The organism is Pseudogemmobacter humi (genome assembly GCF_900609055.1).
GTDB lineage: Bacteria > Pseudomonadota > Alphaproteobacteria > Rhodobacterales > Rhodobacteraceae > Pseudogemmobacter > Pseudogemmobacter humi.
In genome coordinates this window covers 22138-42072 of the sequence record NZ_UXAW01000075.1, presented here as the reverse complement: position 1 = coordinate 42072, position 19935 = coordinate 22138, and the positions used below count along the sequence as shown (strand labels likewise).

The following is a 19935-nucleotide window of genomic DNA, read 5'->3' as shown; positions in this document are numbered from 1 at the left end:
GGCTCAGCCCCCCAGGAAGGATTTGCGGACCTCGGGGTCGGCGAGAAGCGCCTTGCCGGTGTCGCTGTAGCGGTTGGCGCCTTGCACGAGGACGTAACCTTTGTCCGCGATTTCAAGGGCCTGGCGGGCGTTCTGCTCGACCATCAGGATCGAGATTCCGCTGCGCGCGATCTCGATGATGCGGTCGAACAGCTCGTCCATCACGATGGGCGAGACGCCCGCGGTCGGCTCGTCCAGCATCAGGACCTGCGGCCGGGTCATCAGCGCGCGGCCCACGGCCACCTGCTGGCGCTGGCCGCCCGAAAGCTCGCCCGCGGCCTGGTGGCGCTTTTCCTTGAGGATCGGGAACAGGTCGTAGATCTGGGCCATGGTGTCCTGGATACCTTCGTCCTCGCGGATGAAGGCGCCCATCTCCAGGTTCTCCTCGACCGTCATCGAGGTGAAGATGTTCTGGGTCTGCGGCACGAACCCCATGCCCTTGCGCACGCGGGCCTGCGGCGACAGCCGGGAGATGTCCTCGCCGTTCAGCCGCACCGAGCCCTGGCGCAGTTTCAGCATCCCGAACACCGCCTTCATCGCGGTGGATTTCCCGGCGCCGTTCGGGCCGACGATCACCGCGATCTCGCCCTTTTCCACCGCGAGGGTGCAGGAATGCAGGATATCGACCGCGCCGTAGCCGCCGGTCATGTTCTCGCCGATGAGGAAGGGATGAGCCATGGGTCAGTTGCCTTCCTGCGGGGCGGCGGGGCGGATCAGCCCGGCATAGCTGCGCGACAGCGTATCGAGTTCGGCGGGCGTGGTATCAGCGGGGGCGGTGACGCGCAGCATCAGCCGCAGGCCGGGCCGCTCTTTGGCCCCGGCGATCATCGTCGCCTCGATGAACCCGGGCTCATCGGGCCAGGCACGGCTGGCGATCAGCCGCACCAGATGCAGATCCGGCGTGTCGAAACTGTCCAGAGCATGGATGGCGACAAGGGTGTCCTGCCATTCAGAGATCAGCGTTTCTCGTTCTGTTTCAATGCTTTGTTCCGGGTTGTGGCCGAGGTAATCCTCGAACCCCTCATAAGCGAAATCTCCCAGCCGGAGCGTGTCGCTGTCGCCGGCGGATTCCCAGATCCCGTTTTCCCAGGGCGTGTCTTCGGCGCAGATCCCGAAATGGCGGGTCAGCGGCTGACAAGCCAGGGCGGGCGCGGCGATCAGCGCGAGCGCGCCCGCCAGAACGGGGCGAAAGCTCATGCGCCGACCACCTTGTTCTTCAGCCCGCGGCCCAGATAGGCCTCGATCACGCGCTCGTCGTTCTTCACCTCGTCGATGGTGCCTTCGGCCAGCACCTTGCCCTCGGCCATGCAGATCACCGGGTCGCAGAAGCGGCCGATGAAATCCATGTCGTGCTCGATCACGCAGAACGTATAGCCGCGTTCGCGGTTCAGCCGGACGATGGCGTCGCCGATGGTGTTCAGCAGCGTCCGGTTCACCCCGGCGCCCACCTCGTCGAGAAAGACGATCTTCGCATCGACCATCATGGTGCGGCCCAGTTCCACCAGCTTCTTCTGGCCGCCGGAAATGTCCGAGGCGCGGTTGTCGGCGATATGGCTGATGGTCAGAAAGTCCAGCACTTCGTCGGCCTTCTCGCGCAGGCGCTTTTCCTCGTCGCGGATCTTCCCGCGCGAGAACAGCGCGTTCCACAGATGCTCGCCCGACTGGTTCGCGGGCACCATCATCAGATTCTCGCGCACTGTCATCGAGCCGAATTCATGCGCGATCTGGAAGGTTCTGAGCAGGCCCTTGTGGAACAATTCGTGCGGGGGCAGGCCGGTGATCTCTTCCTCGCCCATGAACACCCGGCCCGAGGTCGGCGGCAGCCGCCCGGCGATCACGTTGAAAAGGGTGGATTTTCCGGCACCGTTCGGGCCGATCAGCCCGGTGATCGTGCCCTTGCGGATCGACAGGGTGGCACCGTCAACGGCATGAAAACCGCCAAAATGCCGGTGAAGGTTCTCAACCCGGATCATTAGGTTTCCCCCGAAACGCCGCCCTTGTTTTTATGCCGTCGATGCGGCGGGGCGGGCATCAATTGTTGCGACAGGCCCGATGAACGGACCTGCCGCTTTTGTCAAGCGTGACGAAAGGTCAGCGGAACTGCACGGTTTCCCACTTGCCGTCCCTGATTTCGTATTCGCGGTAGCGCCCGGTGACATCGCCGCCTTCCAGCAGCGTCACGCCGGTCGCGCCCTCGTAATCGATCGGGGTGCCCGCGGCGATCAGTTCCAGCGCCTTGCCCAGCTCGCCCGGATTGATCTTCTCGCCCGAGCCGTCGGCGGGGCCGTTGGCGACTTCCATGATCTTGTCTTTGTAGACCTTGGGATCGGTGGAATTCGCCGCCTGCATCGCAAGGATGATCAGCGCGGCCGCGTCGTAGGAGTTCGGCGCGAAATTGGTCGAGCCGTCGAACGAGGGATCGTTGGCGGTCGCCATGTCCAGATAGGTCTGGTAGCCCTCGGCGTCCGAGGACGGGTGCTGGCCGTAGGACCCTTCCAGCGGCTCGCCGATGGCTTCGGTCAGCGATTCCCCGAACATGCCGCCCGGCAGGCCGAAGGTGGTGAAGGCGCCGGTGTCGACGGAGGCCTGGATGATGCCGCGGCCGCCCTGGTCGACATAGCCCGCGACGACCAGAACCTCGCCGCCCGCTGCGGCCAGCGCCGCGACCTCGGCCGAATAGTCGGGCTTGCCGTCGTCATGGCTGGCGTTGATGGTGATGGTGCCGCCCTTGGCCTGGAAGGCCGCCGCGATCGCATCGGCCTGGCCCTTGCCATAGTCGGAGTTGGAATAGGAGATGGCGATCGACTTCACGCCGCGGTCGGCCAGCACATCGGCCATGATCACGCCTTCGCGGGCGTCCGAGGGCACGGTGCGGAAGAACAGCCCGTCGTCGGGGTCGTCGGTCAGCGCGGGCGAGGTGGCCGAGGGCGAGATCATCACCACGCCGTTCGGGATGGCGACATTGGCCAGCACCGCACGGGTCACGCCCGAGCAGTCGGCGCCGACGATGCCCTTCACCCCATCCGAGGTGACCAGCCGCTCGGCCGCGGAGCTGGCGGCGGCGGCGTCGATGCAGGTCGAATCCGCGCGCGCGGCCGAGAAGGTCCAGCCGTTGGCGGCCTTGCCCGAGTCGTTGACCTCTTTGATCGCCATTTCCACGGCGGTGGCCATATTTGGCGCGATGGTCTCAATGGGGCCGGTGAAGCCGAGCAGAACGCCGATCTTCACGTCCTCGGCCGAAGCCGCGCCGGCAGAAAGCGCGCAGGCCGCGGTGGCCATAAGGAATTTTTTCATAGACATCTCCCTGGTTGGATCGAGATCCTGAGGATCAAACTAGCGACGACGTGATCAAAAGAAAAGCACGGATAAAACCTGCCGTTACGGCGATTTCCTGCCGGATTGCCGCAGCCTTGCCTGGCGGGGGGCGCGGGCGTCTCCTATGTCGGAAGGGTAACCGTATCAGACCGGAGCCCCGCATGTCCCGCCTTGTCCCCGCCGTTTTCGCCGCCGTGATGCTCAGCCTGCCGGGGGTGGCGCGGGCCGATACGGTGGTGGCGACCTCGGCGGGGGAGATGGAGATCCGCCGCATCGCCGACGGGCTGGACACCCCCTGGGCGCTGGCCTTCCTGCCCGACGGCAGCCTGCTGATCACCGAACGCGGCGGGCGGCTTCTGCGCCTGAACGAGGGCGCGGCGCAGGAGATCGCGGGCCTGCCCGAGGTGGCGGCTCTGGGCCAGGGCGGGCTTCTGGACGTGATGGTGGCCGCGGATTTCGCGCAAAGCCGCGAGATCTGGCTGACCTGGGCGGGCCGCAGCGGAGAGGGGCTGGCCAGCATGGCCGGGCGGGGGCGGCTTTCCGAGGATTTCCTGGCCCTTGAGGGGTTCGAGACCCTGTTCACCGGCGAGAGCCTGCCCGCGAGCCGCCATTTCGGCGCGCGCCTGGTCGGGGCCGCGGATGGCAGCGTGTTTGTCACGCTCGGCGACCGCGGCACCGGCCCGGGCGGGCAGGAGGCGCAGGATCCCGCGCTGTCGGTCGGCTCGGTCGTGCATCTGAACCCCGACGGCAGCCCCGCGACGGTGCGCGAGGGCTGGCGCGCAGGCGTCTGGTCCATCGGCCACCGCAACATCCAGGGCGCGGCGCTGATGATGCCCGATGGCGGGCTTCTGATCGTCGAACATGGCGCGAAGGGCGGCGATGAGATCAATCTGGCGGCCGAGGGCCTGAACTACGGCTGGCCGGTGATCTCTTACGGGGTGAATTACAACGGCCGCCGGATCGGCACCGGCACCCATGCGGAAGGTATGGAGCAGCCGCTGCATTACTGGGATCCCTCGATCGCGCCTTCGGGGCTGATGGTCTATTCCGGCGCCCTGGTGCCCGGGTGGCGGGGCGATGTCTTCACCGGCTCGCTGAAATCGGATTTCATCTCGCGGCTGGACCCGGATGCGGCGGCAGCGACCGGCTGGGCCGAGGAGCGCATCGCCTCGGACGAGACGCTGCGGGTGCGCGACATCCGCGAGGGGCCGGACGGCGCGATCTGGTTCCTGTCGGAGGAGCGCGGCGCGCTCTACCGGATGGCCCCGGTCGAGTGACGGCTGGCGGGAAACAGATGAGCCCCGCGGGCGGGGCTTGCGCGCCGCGCGGGGATATTTAGAGACAGAAAATGAGCCTGAGGGGGTGACCCTCAGATCGACAGGCGCACCGGGGGGGCGCCGGGCGGGCCGCTTTGGGTGCCGCGCTCGCGGTAGGGGGTGGTCGAGTAATGCGCCCGGTAGCATTTCGAGAAATGCGAGGGCGAGGCGAAGCCGCAGGCCAGCGCCACGTTGATCACCGACATATCGGTCTGCATCAGCAGGTTGCGCGCCTTTTGCAGCCGCAATTCCATATAATAGCGTTTGGGCGAGCGGTTGAGGTAGCGGCGGAACAGCCGCTCCAGCTGGCGGGTGGACATGCCGACCTTGTCGGCCAGATCGGCGGGCGAGAGCGGATCCTCGATATTGCCTTCCATCATCTGGATGACCTGGCTCAGCTTGGGGTGGCGCACGCCGATCCGGGTGGGGATCGACAGGCGCTGCGTGTCCTGGTCGGTGCGGATCGCGTTGTAGATCAGCTGATCGGCCACGGTATTCGCGAGCGTCTCGCCGTGATCGGCGGCGATCACCTTCAGCATCAGATCGAGGGAAGAGGTGCCGCCCGCCGTGCTCCAGCGGCTGCCGTCCATCACGAAGACCGATTTCGTCAGCCGCACCTCCTCGAACTCTTCGAGGAAGCCGTCCTGGTTCTCCCAGTGGATGGTGGCGCGCTTGCCGTCGAGCAGCCCCGCCCGCGCCATGGCATAGGCGCCGGTGCAGAGCCCGCCCATCGTCACCCCGCGCCGCGCCTCGCGCCGCAGCCAGCTGACCACCGCCTTGGTGGTGGCGCGCTGCACGTCGATGCCGCCGCAGATCAGCAGCACGTCGTCGCGGCTGATCTCTTCAAGCCCGATGTCCAGCCGGAAGGCGGTGCCGTTCGAGCAGGTCGCGGTCTCGCCGCCTTCGCCCGCCAGCACCCAGGAATAGATCTCGCGCCCGGCGACGCGGTTGGCGATGCGCAAAGGCTCGATCGCCGAGGCGAAGGCGAGCAGCGTGAAACGGTCCAGCAGCAGGAACACGAAGCGGCGCGGCCCGGTCTCGCCAATGGTTTGAGACGCCTTGCGCATGGGGCTGGGCATAGGGTGCGGACCTTTTGTGGAAGCGACCATTTCATGTCGTTTAATCGCAATGGAAGCGGAAATTCCAGCCCTGCGCAAGGGGGCGCGCGGCCCCCGGCGCGGCTGCTGTCGTGTCTGCTGTTGCGGCGGGGTTCCATCGGGGCTTTGCATCGGCGGGCGGTCGGGCGTATAGGCTGAAGCGCGAGAAAGCGGTGAGACCAACCATTCGGAGACGCGCGCCATGACAAAGGGCTGGAAGAAATCGGACTGGCGGGCCCTGCCGCGGGTTCAGATGCCCGATTATCCCGATGCGGCCGCGCTGAATGCGGTCGAGGCGCAGCTTGGCCAATATCCGCCGCTGGTCTTCGCGGGCGAGGCGCGGCGGCTGAAGAAACAGCTGGCGCTGGCGGGCGAGGGCAAGGCGTTCCTCCTTCAGGGCGGCGACTGCGCCGAGAGCTTCGCGGAATTCTCCGCCGACAATATTCGCGACACCTTCCGGGTGATGTTGCAGATGGCGGTGGTGCTGACCTATGGCGCCAAGGTGCCGGTGATCAAGGTCGGCCGGATGGCGGGGCAGTTCGCCAAGCCGCGCTCGGCCCCGACCGAGATGATCGGGGGGGTGGAATATCCCAGCTACCGCGGCGACATCATCAACGGGTTCGAGGCCACCCATGCGGCGCGGATCCCCGATCCGAACCGGATGCTGCAAGCCTATACCCAGGCCGCGGCCTCGCTGAACCTGCTGCGCGCCTTCTCGACCGGCGGCTTCGCCGATATCCACCGGGTGCATTCCTGGACTTTGGGCTTTGCCGAACATGACAAGGCCGAGCGCTACCGCGAGATGGCGAACCGGATCTCGGACGCGCTGGATTTCATGAATGCGGCCGGGGTGACCTCGCTCACCGCGCCGGAACTGGCGGTGGTGGAGTTCTACACCAGCCACGAGGCGCTGCTGCTGGAATATGAAGAGGCGCTCTGCCGGGTCGATTCCATCACCGGCCAGCCGGTGGCGGGGTCGGGCCATATGATCTGGATCGGCGACCGCACCCGCCAGCCCGACGGCGCCCATGTCGAATTCTGCCGCGGTGTGCTGAATCCGATCGGGCTGAAATGCGGCCCCTCGACCACGGCGCAGGATCTGAAGGTGCTGATGGCGAAGCTGAACCCGGAGAACGAGCCGGGCCGCCTGACGCTGATCGCGCGTTTCGGCGCCGGCAAGGTGGGCGAGAACCTGCCGCGGCTGATCAAAGCGGTGCAGGAAGAGGGCGCCAATGTGGTCTGGTCCTGCGATCCGATGCACGGCAACACGATCAAGGCGGCCTCGGGCTACAAGACCCGGCCCTTCGATTCGGTGCTGCGCGAGGTGCGCGAGTTCTTCCAGATCCACAAGGCCGAGGGCACCATCCCCGGCGGCGTGCATTTCGAGATGACCGGCCAGGATGTGACCGAATGCACCGGCGGTCTGCGCGCGGTTTCCGACGAGAATCTGGCCGACCGCTACCATACCGCCTGCGACCCGCGGCTCAATGCCTCGCAGTCGCTGGAGCTTGCCTTCCTCGTGGCCGAGGAGCTGACCCGCCAGCGCGACGAGGCGCGGCGCGTGGCGCTGTAAGGCCCGGGCGATCCCACAAGCGAAAGGCCCGCCGATCCGGCGGGCCTTTTCGTTTGCTCAGCCGGTGGAATGCACCAGCCGCAGCCCGTGCCGCGCGGGCAGCCCCGCCCCGGTCGGGGCTTCGGGCGCGGTTTCGGGCGGCGGGGCCTGGCGTTCCTCGCTCACCCGGATCACGGTGAAGCGGCGCGGTGCCCGGCCCGGAGCGCCATGGCTGGACAGACAGCCCAGGACGGCGGCGGGGCCGTAAGCGGGGGCCGCGAGCGGCAGCAGCAGCAGACGCGCTTCCAGCGGCGGGCGGCCGATGCCGGTCTCGGCCTGAAGCTGCATCTCGACCGCCGCCGTATGGGTGAAGACGCGCTCGATTGTATCGGCCAGCGCCGGCCGCGCGGCGGGCAGAAACAGCGAGGACAGCGGCAGGCCCTGCATGTCCAGCCCCGCGAGCGCCGAAACGCTCTGTCCCGCGATGCGCAGCCGCACGAGCCCCCGGCCTATCCTTTCGCCAAGGAACACCTCGGACAAAGCCGGGGCGAGGCCGCGCGGATCCAGCCTCGATGCCTCGGGCGGGCCGCCGCATTCATCTGTCAGCGCCTCCCAATAGGCGCGGAGGCGTTGCAGGCTCTGGAACCGGGGCGGGGCGGCGGGATTGGCCTCTTCCGCTCTGAACGGCATGTTTCCTCCGGGGGCTTACTGTTCCTTTGACTATAGGGGAAATTCGGGGGCGATGGGCGGAAATCTTAAGAAATGGTAAAGATCCGTGGGATCTGCCCTTGCGCGGGGGCGGAAAGTATAGGGAACTCGGGTGCCGGAAGGGCGCGGGTTTCGGGGCAGGAGTATTCGGTGTGACGATTTCGATGACGGGATTCGCCGCGGGGCGCGGCGCGGCTCTGGGTTACGCCTGGACCTGGGATATCCGCTCGGTCAACGGCAAGGGGCTGGATCTGCGGCTGCGGGTGCCCGACTGGATCGACGGGCTGGAGATCGCCTTGCGCGCCGAGCTGCAAAAGGCGCTCGGGCGCGGGAATGTCAGCCTGACGCTCCGGGTCTCACGCGAGGAGGGCGCGGCTTCGCAGCCCCGTATCAGCCTGCCCGCGCTCGATGCCGCGCTGGCGGCGCTGGCGCGCGTGGAACAGGCGGCGATGGCGGCGGGGGTGACGCTGGCGCAGCCGACGGGGGCCGATGTGCTCTCGATGCGCGGGGTGATGGAAAGCAATGTGGGGGACGAGGACACCTCCGGCCTGCGCGGCGCGCTGCTGGCCGATCTGCCGGCGCTGATCGCCGGGTTCCACGCTATGCGCGCGGCCGAGGGGCAGGCGCTGCAAGGGGTGATCGGCGCCCAGGTCGAAAGCATCACCCGGCTGGTCGCGGCCGCGGGGGCGGCGGCAGAGGCCCGACGCCCGCGCGCGATCGAGGCGATGCGCGAGGCGCTGGCGCGGCTGTCGGTCAATGCGGAGGCCATCGACGAGGCCCGCGTCGCCCAGGAACTGGCGCTGCTGGCCGTGAAGGCCGATGTGACCGAGGAACTCGACCGGCTTGGCGCCCATATCGCGGCGGCGCGCGGGCTTTTGGCCGATCCTGCGCCGGTGGGGCGCAAATTCGACTTCCTGATGCAGGAATTCCTGCGCGAGGCCAATACCTTGCTGTCGAAATCCCAGGATCGCGAGTTGACCCGCATCGGGCTTGACCTCAAAACCGTGATCGACCAGATGCGCGAGCAGGTGCAGAACGTCGAGTGACGGCGGCGCGATTCCCGGGGGGCGATATGGCACGGCGCGGACTTCTTCTCATCCTTTCCTCGCCCTCGGGCGCGGGGAAATCCACCATGGCGAAACGCCTGATGGAGTGGGATCCGACGCTGAAATTCTCGGTGTCCGCCACCACCCGCAAGCCGCGCGAGGGCGAGGAACACGGGGTGCATTACTGGTTCCACGACCATGCGGGCTTTCGCGCGCTGGTCGATCAGGGCGGGATGCTGGAACATGCCGAGGTGTTCGGCAATCACTACGGCAGCCCGCGCGCCCCGGTGGAAGAGGCGATGGCCGGGGGCCGCGACACGCTTTTCGATGTCGACTGGCAGGGCGGCCAGCAGATCCGCAATTCCGCTCTGGGCCGCGATGCGGTCTCGGTCTTCATCCTGCCGCCCTCGATCCTGGAACTCGACCGCCGACTGCGCGCCCGCGGCCAGGACAGCGAGGATGTGATCGCGGGCCGGATGGCGAAAAGCCGGGATGAGATCAGCCATTGGGCGGAATATGATTACGTGCTGATCAACGACGACCAGGACGCATGTTTCGCAAGACTGCAAGCCATCGTCGTGGCGGAAAGACTGAAACGCGAGCGCCAGCCCGATCTGAGCGATTTCGTGCGCGCGCTGAACCGGGAGTTCGAGGAAAGATGATCTGGCAGCTTGACGGTATCGCCCCCGAGATCGACCCTGAGGCCTGGGTGGCCGAAAGCGCGCAACTGATCGGCAAGGTCCGGCTGGGCGCGGGGGCGGGGGTCTGGTTCGGCGCGGTCTTGCGCGGTGACAACGAGCTGATCGACATCGGCGCGGGCACCAACATCCAGGAAAATTCGGTGCTGCACACCGATATGGGCTTTCCGCTGACCATCGGCGCCAACTGCACCATCGGCCACAAGGCGATGCTGCACGGCTGCACCATCGGCGAGGGCAGCCTGATCGGCATGGGCGCCACGGTGCTGAACGGGGCGAAGATCGGCAAGGGCTGTCTGATCGGCGCCTGCGCGCTGATCACCGAGGGGAAAGAGATCCCCGACGGCAGTCTGGTGATGGGCAGCCCGGGCAAGGTGGTGCGCCAGCTGGACGAGGCGGCGCAGGCGCGGCTTCTGAAATCGGCCGAGGGTTATATGGCCAATGCGCGCCGCTTCCGGGCCGGGCTGAAGCCGGTCTGATGGCACCGCCCGGGGATATCGGCGGGCTTGCGGATCAGATCCTCGCGGGGATTCCGCTGCCGGCCTTTCTGCTCGACGAAAGCGAATCCATCGCCGCGGTCAATGCGCCGGCCCTGCATCTGCTGGGGCCGGGGGCGCAGGGGCGCAAGCTGGCGCTGGCGCTGCGGGCGCCCGACCTGCTCGATGCGGTGGCGGCGCTGCGCGAGGACCATGAGCCGCGCGAATTCCTTTTGCGCATGTCGGACGAGGCGCAGTATCGTGTGAGCCTCTCGCCCTTGCCCGCGCTCGGCCCCGGGGCGGCGGTCTGCGTGATGCGCGACATCAGCGCCGAAGCGCAGAACGAGGCGATCCGCCGCGAATTCGTCGCCAATGTCAGCCACGAGCTGCGCACCCCGCTGACCGCGCTGATGGGCTTCATCGAGACGCTGCAAACCGCGGCGAAGGACGACGCCGCCGCGCGGCAGCGGTTCCTTGCGATCATGGAGCGCGAGGCGGGGCGGATGAACCGGCTGGTGCTCGATCTGTTGCAACTGAGCCGGGTCGAGGCCGAGGAGCGCATGCGCCCGCGCGGCAGGGTGGATCTGGCCCAGGTCATCGCAAGTGCTGCGGCGACGGTGCGCGGCCTTGCCGAAGAGCATGGCAGCCGGATCGAGATCCGGGGGATGACGCCGGGCATGGCGGTGCCCGGGGATGCCGATCAGTTGACCCAGGTGTTCCTCAACCTGATGGAAAACGCGGTGAAATACGGCGCGCGCGGCAAGGATGTAACCGTTTCCCTGCGCCGGGAGAGCACCTCGCGCGGGCCCGCGCTGCGCATCGACGTGGCGGACCGGGGCGAGGGGATCGACCCGGTTCATCTGCCGCGGCTGACCGAACGCTTCTACCGGGTCGACAGCCACCGCTCGCGCGCCGAAGGCGGCACCGGGCTGGGGCTGGCCATCGTCAAACATATCGTCAACCGCCATCGCGGCTGGCTGAAGATCGACAGCCGCAAGGGCGAGGGCTCGGTCTTTTCGGTGATCCTGCCGGAGCGGTGAACCAAAAATTTTCGAAAATTTTTGGCAAATTTCTTCGAAGAAATTTGCGGCTGGCTAGCGCTTCGCCGCCTTTTCCCCCGTCTTTTCCTCGGCCTTGGCGCGATCCCAGAGCGCGTCCATTTCCGCGAGGTCCGACTGCGCCGGGCTGCGCCCGTCCTCGGCCAGCCAGTCCTCGATCCGGTTGAAGCGGCGGGTGAATTTGGCGTTGGCCGCGCGCAGGGCCGCCTCGGGATCCACTTTCAGATGCCGCGCCAGATTGGCCATGACGAACAACAGATCACCCATTTCCTCGGCCACTTCGGCATCAGTCAGGCTGTCGCGCGCCTCGACCAGCTCCGCCGCCTCTTCGGCGATCTTCGCCACCACTTCGCCCGCATGCGGCCAGTCGAACCCGACCCGCGCCGCGCGGTTTTGCAGCTTCACCGCGCGGGTGAGCCCCGGCAGCGCCATGGCCACGCCGTCGAGCACCCGCGCCGGTCCGCGCTCCTGCGCCTTGATCGCCTCCCAGTCGCGGGTCTGCTGCTCGGCCGTCTTGTCCCGGCTCTCGGCCCCGAACACATGCGGATGGCGGGCCACCATCTTGTCGCTGATCGCCCGTGTCACATCGGAAAGGCTGAACAGCCCGGCCTCTTCGGCGATGCGGGAATGGAACACCACCTGAAACAGCAGATCGCCCAGCTCGCCGCGCAGCTCGTCCCAGGCCTCGCGCTCGATGGCATCGGCGACCTCATGCGCCTCCTCCAGCGTATAGCGCGCGATCGAGGCGAAGCTCTGTTCCACATCCCAGGGGCAGCCGGTCTCCGGGTCGCGCAGCCGCGCCATTATCTCCTGCAACCGCCCGAGCGTGCCGGAATCGGCGCCCTGCGCATGGACCAGCGCGTCGCTTTCGGATCGGTCAGGGCGGGGAAGGGACATTGCGGTCCTCCGGGATATTTGATCATATCGTCTGACAGTAAGCGGTGCGCCGCGTCAATGCGAGGAAGACCTATGCCCGTCCTGAACCGTATCGCCTCTTATGCCGGGGAAATGAAGGGCTGGCGTCATCATCTGCATATGAACCCCGAACTGGAGTTCGACTGCCATGAGACGGCGGCTTTCATCGTGGCGCGGCTGCGCGAGATCGGGGTGGACGAGATTCACGAGGGAATCGCGACATCCGGCATCGTCGCGCTGATCGACGGCCAGCGGCCGGGGCCGGTGATCGGATTGCGCGCCGATATGGATGCGCTGCCGGTCGAGGAACAGACCGGGGCGGAGCATGCCTCGCAGCGGCCCGGGAAGATGCATGCCTGTGGCCATGACGGCCATGTGACGATGTTGCTGGGCGCCGCGAAATACCTTGCCGAGACGCGGAATTTCGCGGGGCGCGTGGCGCTGATCTTCCAGCCGGCCGAGGAAGAGGGCGGCGGCGGCGAGGTCATGGTTAAGGAAGGCGTGATGGACCGGTTCGGGATTTCCCGCGTCTTCGGTATCCATAATGCGCCGAACCTGCCGCTCGGGCATTTCCAGACCACGCTCGGGCCGCTGATGGCCTCGGTGGATACGGCTTATGTGAAGGTCACCGGCAAGGGCGGCCATGGCGCCACGCCGCATGACTGCACCGATCCGGTGGTGGCCATCGTCGCCATGGTCCAGGCGATCCAGACCATTGTGCCGAGAAACGTCTATGCGCTGGACGAGGCGGTGATTTCGGTGACGATGATCCATACCGGCTCGGCCTCGAACATCATCCCCGAGGACGGCACCTTTGCCGCGACGATCCGCGCCTTCCGCCCCGATGTGCGCGATCTGCTGAAGAAACGCTTCTTCGAGATCGTCGAGGGCACCGCGGCGGCCTTCGGGGTGCGGGCGGAAATCGACTACGACTGGGGCTATCCGGCGACGATCAATGTCGCGCAAGAGGCGCAGTTCGCCGCCGATGTGGCGCGCGAGGTCTCAGGGGCGGAGGCGGTCAACGAATATGCCAACCGCGAGATGGGATCGGAGGATTTCTCCTATATGCTGGAGGCGAGGCCCGGGGCCTATCTTTTTCTCGGCATCGGCCCCGGCGCCGGGCTGCATCATCCGGCCTATGATTTCAACGACGAAGCCGCACCATATGGCGCGAGCTTCTTCGCGAGGCTGGTGGAACGCGCGCAGCCACTCTGACCCCCGGCCCGGCCGGGCGCTCTTCCGCCCTTACGGGCGTCATCGCAGGCGAAGAGGTCTGTTAAGACCGATGAGCGCGCCTTCGGGGGTTTCCCGGCATTGACGCGGTCCGCCCCGTTGTGGGAACCTCAGCCCGCGGCGCGGCGTTTCCCGCGCCCGAGCGGAGGATTTCCGATGCGTCTTTTCCTTGCTTTCCCCGGGCTTCTGGCGCTTGCGACCCCGGCCCATGCGCAGGATTACATCGCCTTTCAGTCCCCCACCGGCAATATCCATTGCATGATCTGGGCCGACGACCATCCCGGCGCGCGCTGCGACATGAAGGAACTCACCCCCAGCTACCGCCGCCCGCCCGCGAATTGCGATCTGGACTGGGGTTCGTCCTTCAGCGTCGAGGCGCGCGGGCCGGGTATTCTGACCTGCCACGGCGATACGGTGATCGACCCGCGCGCGCCGGTGCTCGGCTACGGCCAGAGCGTGACGCTCGGGCCGGTCAGTTGCAGCTCGGAAAAGACCGGCATGACCTGCACCAATCCGCAGGGCCATGGGTTCACGGTCTCGAAGGCGCGTCAGAAACTGTTCTGAACCATTGAGCCGGGGGGTGACCTCTGGTTGCCCGCCCGAGACCGGGATAATCTCGCGCGAGGTGCATGACGGAGACATCCGGCGGCCGGGTGGTGGGCGATGCAAAACTGGCAACTGGTACTTATGCTCTGGGGCACGAAATATGGCGTTTCGGATGTGAACGGCCTCGTTGCGGCGGTCTGCGCGCGCTCGTTCGCACCGGCGCGGGTGGTGCTGATCACCGACCGCCCGCGCGAGGGGCTGGCCGCGCAGGTGCGCTGCGTGGATTTCCCGCCCGAGTTCCTGCAACCGGCCTGGATGGGCGGCGGCTGCCAGGCCAAACTTGCCATGTTCCGGGGTGGCGTGGTGCCGGACGACATGCCGGCGGTGTTTCTCGACCTCGACACGGTGGTGCTGGGCGACATCGCGCGCCTCGTCGCCCTGCGCCGCAGCGAGACGGAAATTTCGATCCTGCAAAGCGCCGTGCTGCCGTTCGGCGCATTTGCGCGCTGGCTGTGGCGGCTCAGCGGAGGGCGGCGCTATGCTCGCGGCAACAGTTCGGTCGTGGTCTGGCATCCCGCGCATTGTGGCTTCGTTGCCGCGCGCTTCCTGGAGATGGCCGCGGCGCAGCCGGAGTTCCGTGGCACGCCGATGCGGGCCGACGAGCGGTTTCTGTCCTGGGTGGCGCAGCCGGTGATGCGCGCGGTGCCGCGTTCGGCGGTGGTGAAATTCCCGACAGAATTCATGTTCCCCCGGCTCTGGTTCGGGCGGCTCTGCGGCGCGCTGCCCTGGGTGCGCGCGCGCCGGGCCAGGCTGGTGGCGATCACGCTTCCCGGCGATGAGGTGAAGCCGCAGGCGCTGCTCGACCTGCCCGAGGCCCGGATCGTCACCGACCACAAGGGGCGGCGGATGGAATGGTCCGACCGTTACCTCGGGCCCGTGCGGCAGCGGCTGTTGGCCGCGATCCGGGCCGCGAGGGATTCGGGGGACGCGCGCTCTTGACCCGGGGCGCAGGCCGCGCCAGGAAAAAGCCATGGTGCCCATGGACAAACTTGCCCGCATCACCGAGCGTTTCGAATATGTCGAGGCTCGGCTGAACGCGGGCGGCGGCGACGAGATCGCCGCGCTCAGCCGCGAATATTCCGAACTCGGCCCGGTGGTGGCCGGGATCGCAGCCTGGCGCGCGGCGCTGGATGAGATCGCCGCCGCCGAGGCGATGCTGGCCGATCCCGAGATGCGGATGCTGGCCGAAGAGGAGCTCGCCCGTCTGCGCGCGGACCTGCCCGCGATGGAGCAGCGCCTGCGGCTTGCGCTGTTGCCGAAGGACGCCGCCGATGCCCGCCCGGCGATCCTTGAAATCCGGCCCGGCACCGGGGGCGAGGAAGCCAGCCTTTTCGCCGCCGACCTCGCGCGGATGTATCAGCGGTATGCCGAGCGGATGGGCTGGCAGTTCAGCGTGCTGGAAAGCCAGCTCTCCGATCTGGGCGGGGTGAAGGAATTCACCGCCCATGTCCGGGGCGAGGGCGTCTATGCCAGGCTGAAATACGAATCCGGCGTCCACCGCGTGCAGCGCGTGCCCGAGACCGAGGCGGGCGGGCGCATCCATACCTCGGCCGCGACCGTCGCCGTGCTGCCCGAGGCCGAGGAGGTCGATATCGACATCCCCGCCGCAGACATCCGCATCGACACGATGCGCAGCAGCGGGGCGGGCGGCCAGCACGTCAACACCACCGATTCGGCGGTGCGCATCACCCATCTGCCGTCCGGCATCGTCGTGACCAGTTCGGAAAAGAGCCAGCACCAGAACCGTGCCATCGCCATGCAGGTCCTGCGCGCCCGGCTTTACGAGCTGGAGCGCGAGCGCCTCGCCAATGCCCGCGCGGCCGAGCGCAAGGCCCAGGTCGGCTCGGGCGACCGTTCCGAGCGCATCCGCACTTACAACTTTCCGCAAGGAAGGATGACCGATCACCGCATCAACCTGACGCTCTACGCTTTGCCGCAGATCATGCAGGGCGATCTGACCGAGGTGATCGACGCGCTGATCGCCCATGACCAGGCCGAACGCTTGGCGGAAATCGAATGAGCACCGCCCAGGCCGCGCTGATCGGTGCCGTGGCGCGGCTGCGGGCTGCGGGTGTCGAAGACCCGGCCCGCGACGCGCGGCTGCTGCTGGCCCATGCGCTCGGGCTGGATCCGGCGCGGCTGTCCCTCGTGATCCGCGATCCCCTCGGGCCGGATGCGGCGCAGCGGTTCGAGGCCGCCATCGCCGCGCGCGCCTTGCGCAAGCCGGTCTCGAAAATCACCGGAACCCGGTTGTTTCACGGGCTCTCCTTCCGCGTCACGCCCGAGGTGCTCGATCCGCGCCCCGAGACCGAGACCCTCGTGGAAGAGGCGCTGCGCGAGCCCTTCGCCCGGATCCTCGATCTCGGCACCGGCTCGGGCTGCATCCTGCTTTCCTGCCTGCACGGGATGCCGGGGGCGATGGGCCTCGGCGCGGATTATTCGGGCGCGGCGCTCGGCCTCGCGGATGAGAACGCCGTCGCGCTCGGCCTTTCGGAGCGGGTGGATTTCTGCCGGTGCGACTGGACCGACGGGGACTGGTGGGACGGGGGGCGCGGATACTTCGATCTGGTCGTGTCGAACCCGCCCTATATCGCGGCCGATGAAATGGCCGGTCTGGCGCCCGAAGTGCTGGACTGGGATCCGCAGATCGCGCTGACCCCGGGCGGAGACGGGCTTGATGCCTATCGCGCGATCTGCCGCGAACTGCCCCGGATGCTGGCCCCCGGCGGCCGGATCCTGTTCGAGATCGGCCCGACGCAGGGCGCGGCGGTCTCGGCCCTCCTCGCCGAGCAGGGCATCAGGGACATCCGCATCCTGCCCGATCTCGACACCCGCGACCGGGTGGTCGCGGGCCGTCGGCCGGCCTGAGCGGCGGATCCCCGCCGCAAGGGGCGGGGTAAATCCGCCACATCGCGCGATTTTGCCCGGTTTCGTACGGAAACACGGCGCTTTGACCGAGAATTGCCTTGCCACGCCCCCCGGCGCATGTTTATGCAGTCCCATGCGGCGGCTCGGACAGCCTTGGCTGGCACGCCCCGCGCAAAACCCGATCAGGCCTCTCGTATTGTTCAGCCGGAAGATTCGGCTTCGACGGGGCTAAGTGATCCTTTGCTCATTTAGGAAAAGATGCGCTCTTCCAAGAAACGCTCGCGTTCCAGCCAGAACCGCCCGCGCTCTCTGGGCAATATCGTCAATCGCGTGTTCGATTCGTCGGGGCCAGAGGGTAAGGTGCGCGGCACGCCGCAGCAGATTATCGAGAAATACCAGATGCTGGCGCGTGATGCCCAGCTCTCGAACGACCGCGTGGCGGCTGAGAATTTCCTTCAGCACGCCGAGCATTACACACGGATGCTGGCCGAGGCGCAGCGTGAACTCGCCGCCGAACAGGAAGCGCGTCAGCAGCAGTATCAGCAGCAGAACGGCAACCGCGAGTTCCGCGACCGCAATGATCGCGGCGACCGGAGCGACCGGGGAGAGCGCGACCGGGATCGCGATCAGCATCGCCCGCAGGGCGAGCGTGGCGGCCAGCCCGCGGCGGCCGCTCAGGATGTGATCGACTTCGGTACGGGCGAGGGCGGTCTGGTCGAACTGCCGGAAACCTCTCCGGCCGGTGCGGCTCCGGCGGCCCCCGTGGTTTCCGAACCCGCAGCAGCCGAGGCTCCGGTCCAGGCCCCGGTCCAGGCTCCGGCCCCCGAGACCGCGCCTGCACCGAAGGAAGAGCGCGCCGCGCGCAGCCCGCGCAGCCAGCGCCCGCCCCGGGCGCGCGAAGAGGCGGGCGGCGATACGCCCCGCGAAACCCCGAAGGCACCGCGCGCGCCCAAAGCGCAGGGCGAAGAGGCCAAACCGCGCCGCGCCAGCCGGCCCCGCAAATCGGGCGAGGGCAAGACAGATGAGGGCGGATCGGGCGGCGGCGCCCCCGACACGCCCGCAGCGGCGGAATGAACCCAAGGCGGAAAGACCCCCGGTCTTTCCGCCTTTTTCGTCTTTAGCCGGCGATGTTGCGCGCAAGCGCGCAGAAGGCTTCCAGCCCGATCTCCTCGGCCCGGGCGGTCGGCGGAATACCCACCGCCAGCAGCCGGTCTTCGACATCCGGCGCCAGCCCCTTCAGCGAGGACCGCAGCATCTTGCGCCGCTGGTTGAAGGCCATGGCGGTGATCCGCGCCAGCACCCTGCCGTCGGCGGGATAGCGCGGCTCCTCCAGCCGGGTCAGATGCACCACCGCCGAATGCACCTTCGGCGCAGGCGTGAAGGCCTCGGGCGGCAGGCTCATCACGATCCGCGCCTCCGCCCGCCATTGCGCCAGCAGCGCCAGCCGCCCGTAATGATCGGTCCGCGGCTTCGCCACGATCCGCTCGGCCACTTCCTTCTGGAACATCAGCGTCAGGCTCTGCCAGAACGGCGGCCAGGCCGGGGGCGACAGCCAGCGGATCAGAAGCTCGGTGCCCACGTTATAGGGCAGGTTCGCCACCACCTTCACCGGCGGTTTCAGATGCGCGGTCAGATCCAGTTCCAGCGCATCGCCGTGCAGAACCGTCAGCCGCCCCGGATAAGCCGCCGCAATCTCCGCGAGGGCGGGCAGCGCGCGCGCGTCCTTCTCGACCGCGACCACATGGCGCGCGCCTTCGGCCAGAAGGCCCCGCGTCAGCCCCCCCGGGCCCGGCCCCACCTCCAGAACGTCGTATCCGGTCAGATCCCCGGCGCAGCGCGCGATCTTGGCAGTCAGGTTCAGATCCAGCAGGAAGTTCTGCCCGAGCTGCTTCTTCGCCACCAGATCATGCGCCTCTATCACCTCGCGCAGGGGCGGCAGGCCGTCGATGGTTCCCAAACGGGCCTCCTGTCTTTCATCCTGACCCAAATACCCCGGGGGAAGCCGGCGCCGCAAGGCGGCGGCGCGGGGGCTGGCCCCCGCCTTATCCCCGCGCCAAAGCCATGTCCCGCGCCAGCCGCAGGGCTGCGATCAGGCTGGCGGGCGAGGCGATCCCCTTCCCGGCGATGTCGAAAGCGGTGCCATGATCAGGAGAGGTGCGCACGAACGGCAGGCCCAGCGTCACATTCACCCCGCCGTCGAAGTCGAGGGTCTTGATCGGGATCAGTGCCTGGTCGTGATAGGCGCAGACCGCGGCGTCATAGCCCACCCGCGCGCCCGCGTGAAACATCGTGTCCGCGGGCAGGGGGCCGCGGATAAGCATTCCTTCGGCCGCCAGCCGGGCGACCAGCGGGCGGATCATCCGCTCCTCCTCGTCGCCCATGGCGCCGCCCTCGCCGGCATGGGGGTTCAGCCCCGCCACCGCGATCCGCGGCGCAGCGAGGCCGAAGTCGCGGATCAGCCCGGCATGGGTGATGCGGATGGTCTCTTCCAGGAGGCTTTCGGTCAGCGCGGCGGGAACCTCGCGCAGCGCGATATGGATGGTCGCGGGCACCACCCGCAACTGGGGGCAGGCCAGCATCATCACCACCCGCCCGGCCCCGGCGAGATGGGCCAGAAACTCGGTATGGCCGGGAAAGCCGAAACCGGCGCCGTCGATCAGCACCTTCTTGGCGATCGGCGCGGTGCAAAGCGCCGAGGCCGCGCCCTCCCTCACCAGAGCGACCGCGCGCTCGATGGCGCGGATCACCCCTTCGGCATTGGCCCCCGAGGGCTGCCCCGGCACCGCCTCCTGCGCGAAAGCCAGGGGCAGGACCGGCAGCCTGTCGGCGGGCACTGCCGCAGCCCCGGCCGGCGTGGCGATCTCTGTCCAGTTTGTGCCGGGCGGCAGGTGGCGCGGATCGCCGATCCAGAAGAACGGCAGCTCCCCGGCCAGCGCGGCGCGCGCCTTCACCGCGATCTCGGGGCCGATTCCCGCCGGATCGCCGCAGGACAGGGCGACGGGGCGCAT

The 19935-nt window shown here is 67.8% G+C and carries 21 protein-coding genes; 12 read left to right on the top strand and 9 right to left on the bottom strand.

Annotation, left to right across the window (positions count from 1 at the left end; all coding sequences use genetic code 11):
- Positions 1–3: 3 nt before the first annotated feature.
- From XINFAN_RS12565 to XINFAN_RS12550, 4 genes are all read right to left on the bottom strand, one after another.
- On the bottom strand, positions 4–717 hold the full coding sequence (locus XINFAN_RS12565) for an ABC transporter ATP-binding protein (RefSeq protein WP_124087218.1): 714 nt from the start codon (positions 715–717) through the stop codon (positions 4–6).
- A 3-nt stretch (positions 718–720) separates the two neighbouring features.
- Positions 721–1236 carry a hypothetical protein gene (locus XINFAN_RS12560; protein ID WP_124087217.1) on the bottom strand — a complete coding sequence of 172 codons (516 nt, stop codon included), beginning with the start codon at positions 1234–1236 and terminating at the stop codon, positions 721–723.
- On the bottom strand, positions 1233–2012 hold the full coding sequence (locus XINFAN_RS12555) for an ABC transporter ATP-binding protein (protein ID WP_124087216.1): 780 nt from the start codon (positions 2010–2012) through the stop codon (positions 1233–1235). The genes XINFAN_RS12560 and XINFAN_RS12555 overlap by 4 nt, the downstream gene beginning before the upstream one ends.
- 118 nt (positions 2013–2130) lie before the next feature.
- Positions 2131–3333 (bottom strand): ABC transporter substrate-binding protein, encoded by a 1203-nt coding sequence (locus XINFAN_RS12550; protein WP_124087215.1) that lies wholly within the window; start codon positions 3331–3333, stop codon positions 2131–2133.
- Between the two features lie 182 nt (positions 3334–3515).
- Here XINFAN_RS12550 and XINFAN_RS12545 point away from each other — a divergent pair, with 182 nt between their 5' ends.
- Entirely contained in the window at positions 3516–4631 is a 1116-nt protein-coding gene (locus XINFAN_RS12545; RefSeq protein ID WP_124087214.1) for a PQQ-dependent sugar dehydrogenase, read from the top strand.
- A gap of 92 nt (positions 4632–4723) precedes the next feature.
- Here the strand turns inward: XINFAN_RS12545 and XINFAN_RS12540 are convergent, their stop codons facing one another.
- Complete coding sequence (locus XINFAN_RS12540) at positions 4724–5749, bottom strand: GlxA family transcriptional regulator (RefSeq protein WP_124087213.1); 1026 nt, start codon at positions 5747–5749, stop codon at positions 4724–4726.
- Between the two features lie 220 nt (positions 5750–5969).
- Here XINFAN_RS12540 and XINFAN_RS12535 point away from each other — a divergent pair, with 220 nt between their 5' ends.
- The gene (locus tag XINFAN_RS12535) at positions 5970–7340 is read left to right on the top strand and encodes a class II 3-deoxy-7-phosphoheptulonate synthase (RefSeq protein ID WP_124087212.1); all 1371 of its coding nucleotides are present in this window, start codon (positions 5970–5972) and stop codon (positions 7338–7340) included.
- Positions 7341–7397: 57 nt separating this feature from the next.
- On the opposite strand, the gene XINFAN_RS12530 is transcribed toward XINFAN_RS12535, so the two are convergent.
- Complete coding sequence (locus XINFAN_RS12530) at positions 7398–8009, bottom strand: PAS domain-containing protein (protein WP_124087211.1); 612 nt, start codon at positions 8007–8009, stop codon at positions 7398–7400.
- A 170-nt stretch (positions 8010–8179) separates the two neighbouring features.
- On the opposite strand from XINFAN_RS12530, the gene XINFAN_RS12525 reads away from it, so the two are divergent.
- From XINFAN_RS12525 to XINFAN_RS12510, 4 genes are read left to right on the top strand one after another with little or no spacing between them, the layout of a single operon-like run.
- Complete coding sequence (locus XINFAN_RS12525) at positions 8180–9073, top strand: YicC/YloC family endoribonuclease (RefSeq protein WP_124087210.1); 894 nt, start codon at positions 8180–8182, stop codon at positions 9071–9073.
- Positions 9074–9099: 26 nt separating this feature from the next.
- Entirely contained in the window at positions 9100–9735 is a 636-nt protein-coding gene (gene gmk / locus XINFAN_RS12520; protein ID WP_124087209.1) for a guanylate kinase, read from the top strand.
- Complete coding sequence (locus XINFAN_RS12515; protein ID WP_124087208.1) at positions 9732–10250, top strand: gamma carbonic anhydrase family protein; 519 nt, start codon at positions 9732–9734, stop codon at positions 10248–10250. The genes gmk and XINFAN_RS12515 overlap by 4 nt, the downstream gene beginning before the upstream one ends.
- Positions 10250–11287, top strand: a complete 1038-nt coding sequence (locus XINFAN_RS12510; RefSeq protein ID WP_124087207.1) for a sensor histidine kinase — start codon at positions 10250–10252, stop codon at positions 11285–11287. The genes XINFAN_RS12515 and XINFAN_RS12510 overlap by 1 nt, the downstream gene beginning before the upstream one ends.
- 54 nt (positions 11288–11341) lie before the next feature.
- On the opposite strand, the gene mazG is transcribed toward XINFAN_RS12510, so the two are convergent.
- A complete protein-coding gene (mazG, locus tag XINFAN_RS12505; protein WP_124087206.1) occupies positions 11342–12202 on the bottom strand; it encodes a nucleoside triphosphate pyrophosphohydrolase in 861 nt (286 codons plus the stop codon).
- A gap of 72 nt (positions 12203–12274) precedes the next feature.
- Here mazG and XINFAN_RS12500 point away from each other — a divergent pair, with 72 nt between their 5' ends.
- From XINFAN_RS12500 to XINFAN_RS12475, 6 genes are all read left to right on the top strand, one after another.
- Positions 12275–13435, top strand: a complete 1161-nt coding sequence (locus XINFAN_RS12500; protein WP_124087205.1) for a M20 aminoacylase family protein — start codon at positions 12275–12277, stop codon at positions 13433–13435.
- A gap of 174 nt (positions 13436–13609) precedes the next feature.
- Positions 13610–14017, top strand: a complete 408-nt coding sequence (locus tag XINFAN_RS12495; RefSeq protein ID WP_124087204.1) for a DUF6636 domain-containing protein — start codon at positions 13610–13612, stop codon at positions 14015–14017.
- Between the two features lie 99 nt (positions 14018–14116).
- Positions 14117–14998 carry a hypothetical protein gene (locus tag XINFAN_RS12490; protein ID WP_124087203.1) on the top strand — a complete coding sequence of 294 codons (882 nt, stop codon included), beginning with the start codon at positions 14117–14119 and terminating at the stop codon, positions 14996–14998.
- 31 nt (positions 14999–15029) lie between these two features.
- Positions 15030–16079, top strand: coding sequence for a peptide chain release factor 1 (prfA, locus tag XINFAN_RS12485; RefSeq protein ID WP_124087202.1), 1050 nt, complete (start codon positions 15030–15032; stop codon positions 16077–16079).
- On the top strand, positions 16076–16927 hold the full coding sequence (gene prmC, locus XINFAN_RS12480; RefSeq protein ID WP_124087201.1) for a peptide chain release factor N(5)-glutamine methyltransferase: 852 nt from the start codon (positions 16076–16078) through the stop codon (positions 16925–16927). Before prfA ends, prmC begins: the two co-directional genes overlap by 4 nt.
- Before the next feature lie 258 nt (positions 16928–17185).
- Complete coding sequence (locus XINFAN_RS12475; RefSeq protein ID WP_124087200.1) at positions 17186–18001, top strand: DUF4167 domain-containing protein; 816 nt, start codon at positions 17186–17188, stop codon at positions 17999–18001.
- Between the two features lie 43 nt (positions 18002–18044).
- Here the strand turns inward: XINFAN_RS12475 and rsmA are convergent, their stop codons facing one another.
- Both rsmA and pdxA read right to left on the bottom strand, forming a co-directional pair.
- Positions 18045–18884 (bottom strand): 16S rRNA (adenine(1518)-N(6)/adenine(1519)-N(6))-dimethyltransferase RsmA, encoded by an 840-nt coding sequence (gene rsmA / locus XINFAN_RS12470; RefSeq protein ID WP_124087199.1) that lies wholly within the window; start codon positions 18882–18884, stop codon positions 18045–18047.
- Positions 18885–18969: 85 nt separating this feature from the next.
- Positions 18970–19935 (bottom strand): 4-hydroxythreonine-4-phosphate dehydrogenase PdxA, encoded by a 966-nt coding sequence (gene pdxA, locus XINFAN_RS12465; RefSeq protein WP_124087198.1) that lies wholly within the window; start codon positions 19933–19935, stop codon positions 18970–18972.

Excerpts from the sequence above, each read along its gene's own strand:
- XINFAN_RS12565 (WP_124087218.1), bottom strand. The coding sequence starts at position 717 with ATGGCTCATCCCTTCCTCATCGGCGAGAACATGACCGGCGGCTACGGC.
- XINFAN_RS12560 (WP_124087217.1), bottom strand. The coding sequence starts at position 1,236 with ATGAGCTTTCGCCCCGTTCTGGCGGGCGCGCTCGCGCTGATCGCCGCG.
- XINFAN_RS12555 (WP_124087216.1), bottom strand. The coding sequence starts at position 2,012 with ATGATCCGGGTTGAGAACCTTCACCGGCATTTTGGCGGTTTTCATGCC.
- XINFAN_RS12550 (WP_124087215.1), bottom strand. The coding sequence starts at position 3,333 with ATGAAAAAATTCCTTATGGCCACCGCGGCCTGCGCGCTTTCTGCCGGC.
- XINFAN_RS12545 (WP_124087214.1), top strand. The coding sequence starts at position 3,516 with ATGTCCCGCCTTGTCCCCGCCGTTTTCGCCGCCGTGATGCTCAGCCTG.
- XINFAN_RS12540 (WP_124087213.1), bottom strand. The coding sequence starts at position 5,749 with ATGCCCAGCCCCATGCGCAAGGCGTCTCAAACCATTGGCGAGACCGGG.
- XINFAN_RS12535 (WP_124087212.1), top strand. The coding sequence starts at position 5,970 with ATGACAAAGGGCTGGAAGAAATCGGACTGGCGGGCCCTGCCGCGGGTT.
- XINFAN_RS12530 (WP_124087211.1), bottom strand. The coding sequence starts at position 8,009 with ATGCCGTTCAGAGCGGAAGAGGCCAATCCCGCCGCCCCGCCCCGGTTC.
- gmk (WP_124087209.1), top strand. The coding sequence starts at position 9,100 with ATGGCACGGCGCGGACTTCTTCTCATCCTTTCCTCGCCCTCGGGCGCG.
- XINFAN_RS12515 (WP_124087208.1), top strand. The coding sequence starts at position 9,732 with ATGATCTGGCAGCTTGACGGTATCGCCCCCGAGATCGACCCTGAGGCC.
- XINFAN_RS12510 (WP_124087207.1), top strand. The coding sequence starts at position 10,250 with ATGGCACCGCCCGGGGATATCGGCGGGCTTGCGGATCAGATCCTCGCG.
- mazG (WP_124087206.1), bottom strand. The coding sequence starts at position 12,202 with ATGTCCCTTCCCCGCCCTGACCGATCCGAAAGCGACGCGCTGGTCCAT.
- XINFAN_RS12500 (WP_124087205.1), top strand. The coding sequence starts at position 12,275 with ATGCCCGTCCTGAACCGTATCGCCTCTTATGCCGGGGAAATGAAGGGC.
- XINFAN_RS12495 (WP_124087204.1), top strand. The coding sequence starts at position 13,610 with ATGCGTCTTTTCCTTGCTTTCCCCGGGCTTCTGGCGCTTGCGACCCCG.
- XINFAN_RS12490 (WP_124087203.1), top strand. The coding sequence starts at position 14,117 with ATGCAAAACTGGCAACTGGTACTTATGCTCTGGGGCACGAAATATGGC.
- prfA (WP_124087202.1), top strand. The coding sequence starts at position 15,030 with ATGGTGCCCATGGACAAACTTGCCCGCATCACCGAGCGTTTCGAATAT.
- prmC (WP_124087201.1), top strand. The coding sequence starts at position 16,076 with ATGAGCACCGCCCAGGCCGCGCTGATCGGTGCCGTGGCGCGGCTGCGG.
- XINFAN_RS12475 (WP_124087200.1), top strand. The coding sequence starts at position 17,186 with ATGCGCTCTTCCAAGAAACGCTCGCGTTCCAGCCAGAACCGCCCGCGC.
- pdxA (WP_124087198.1), bottom strand. The coding sequence starts at position 19,935 with ATGCGCCCCGTCGCCCTGTCCTGCGGCGATCCGGCGGGAATCGGCCCC.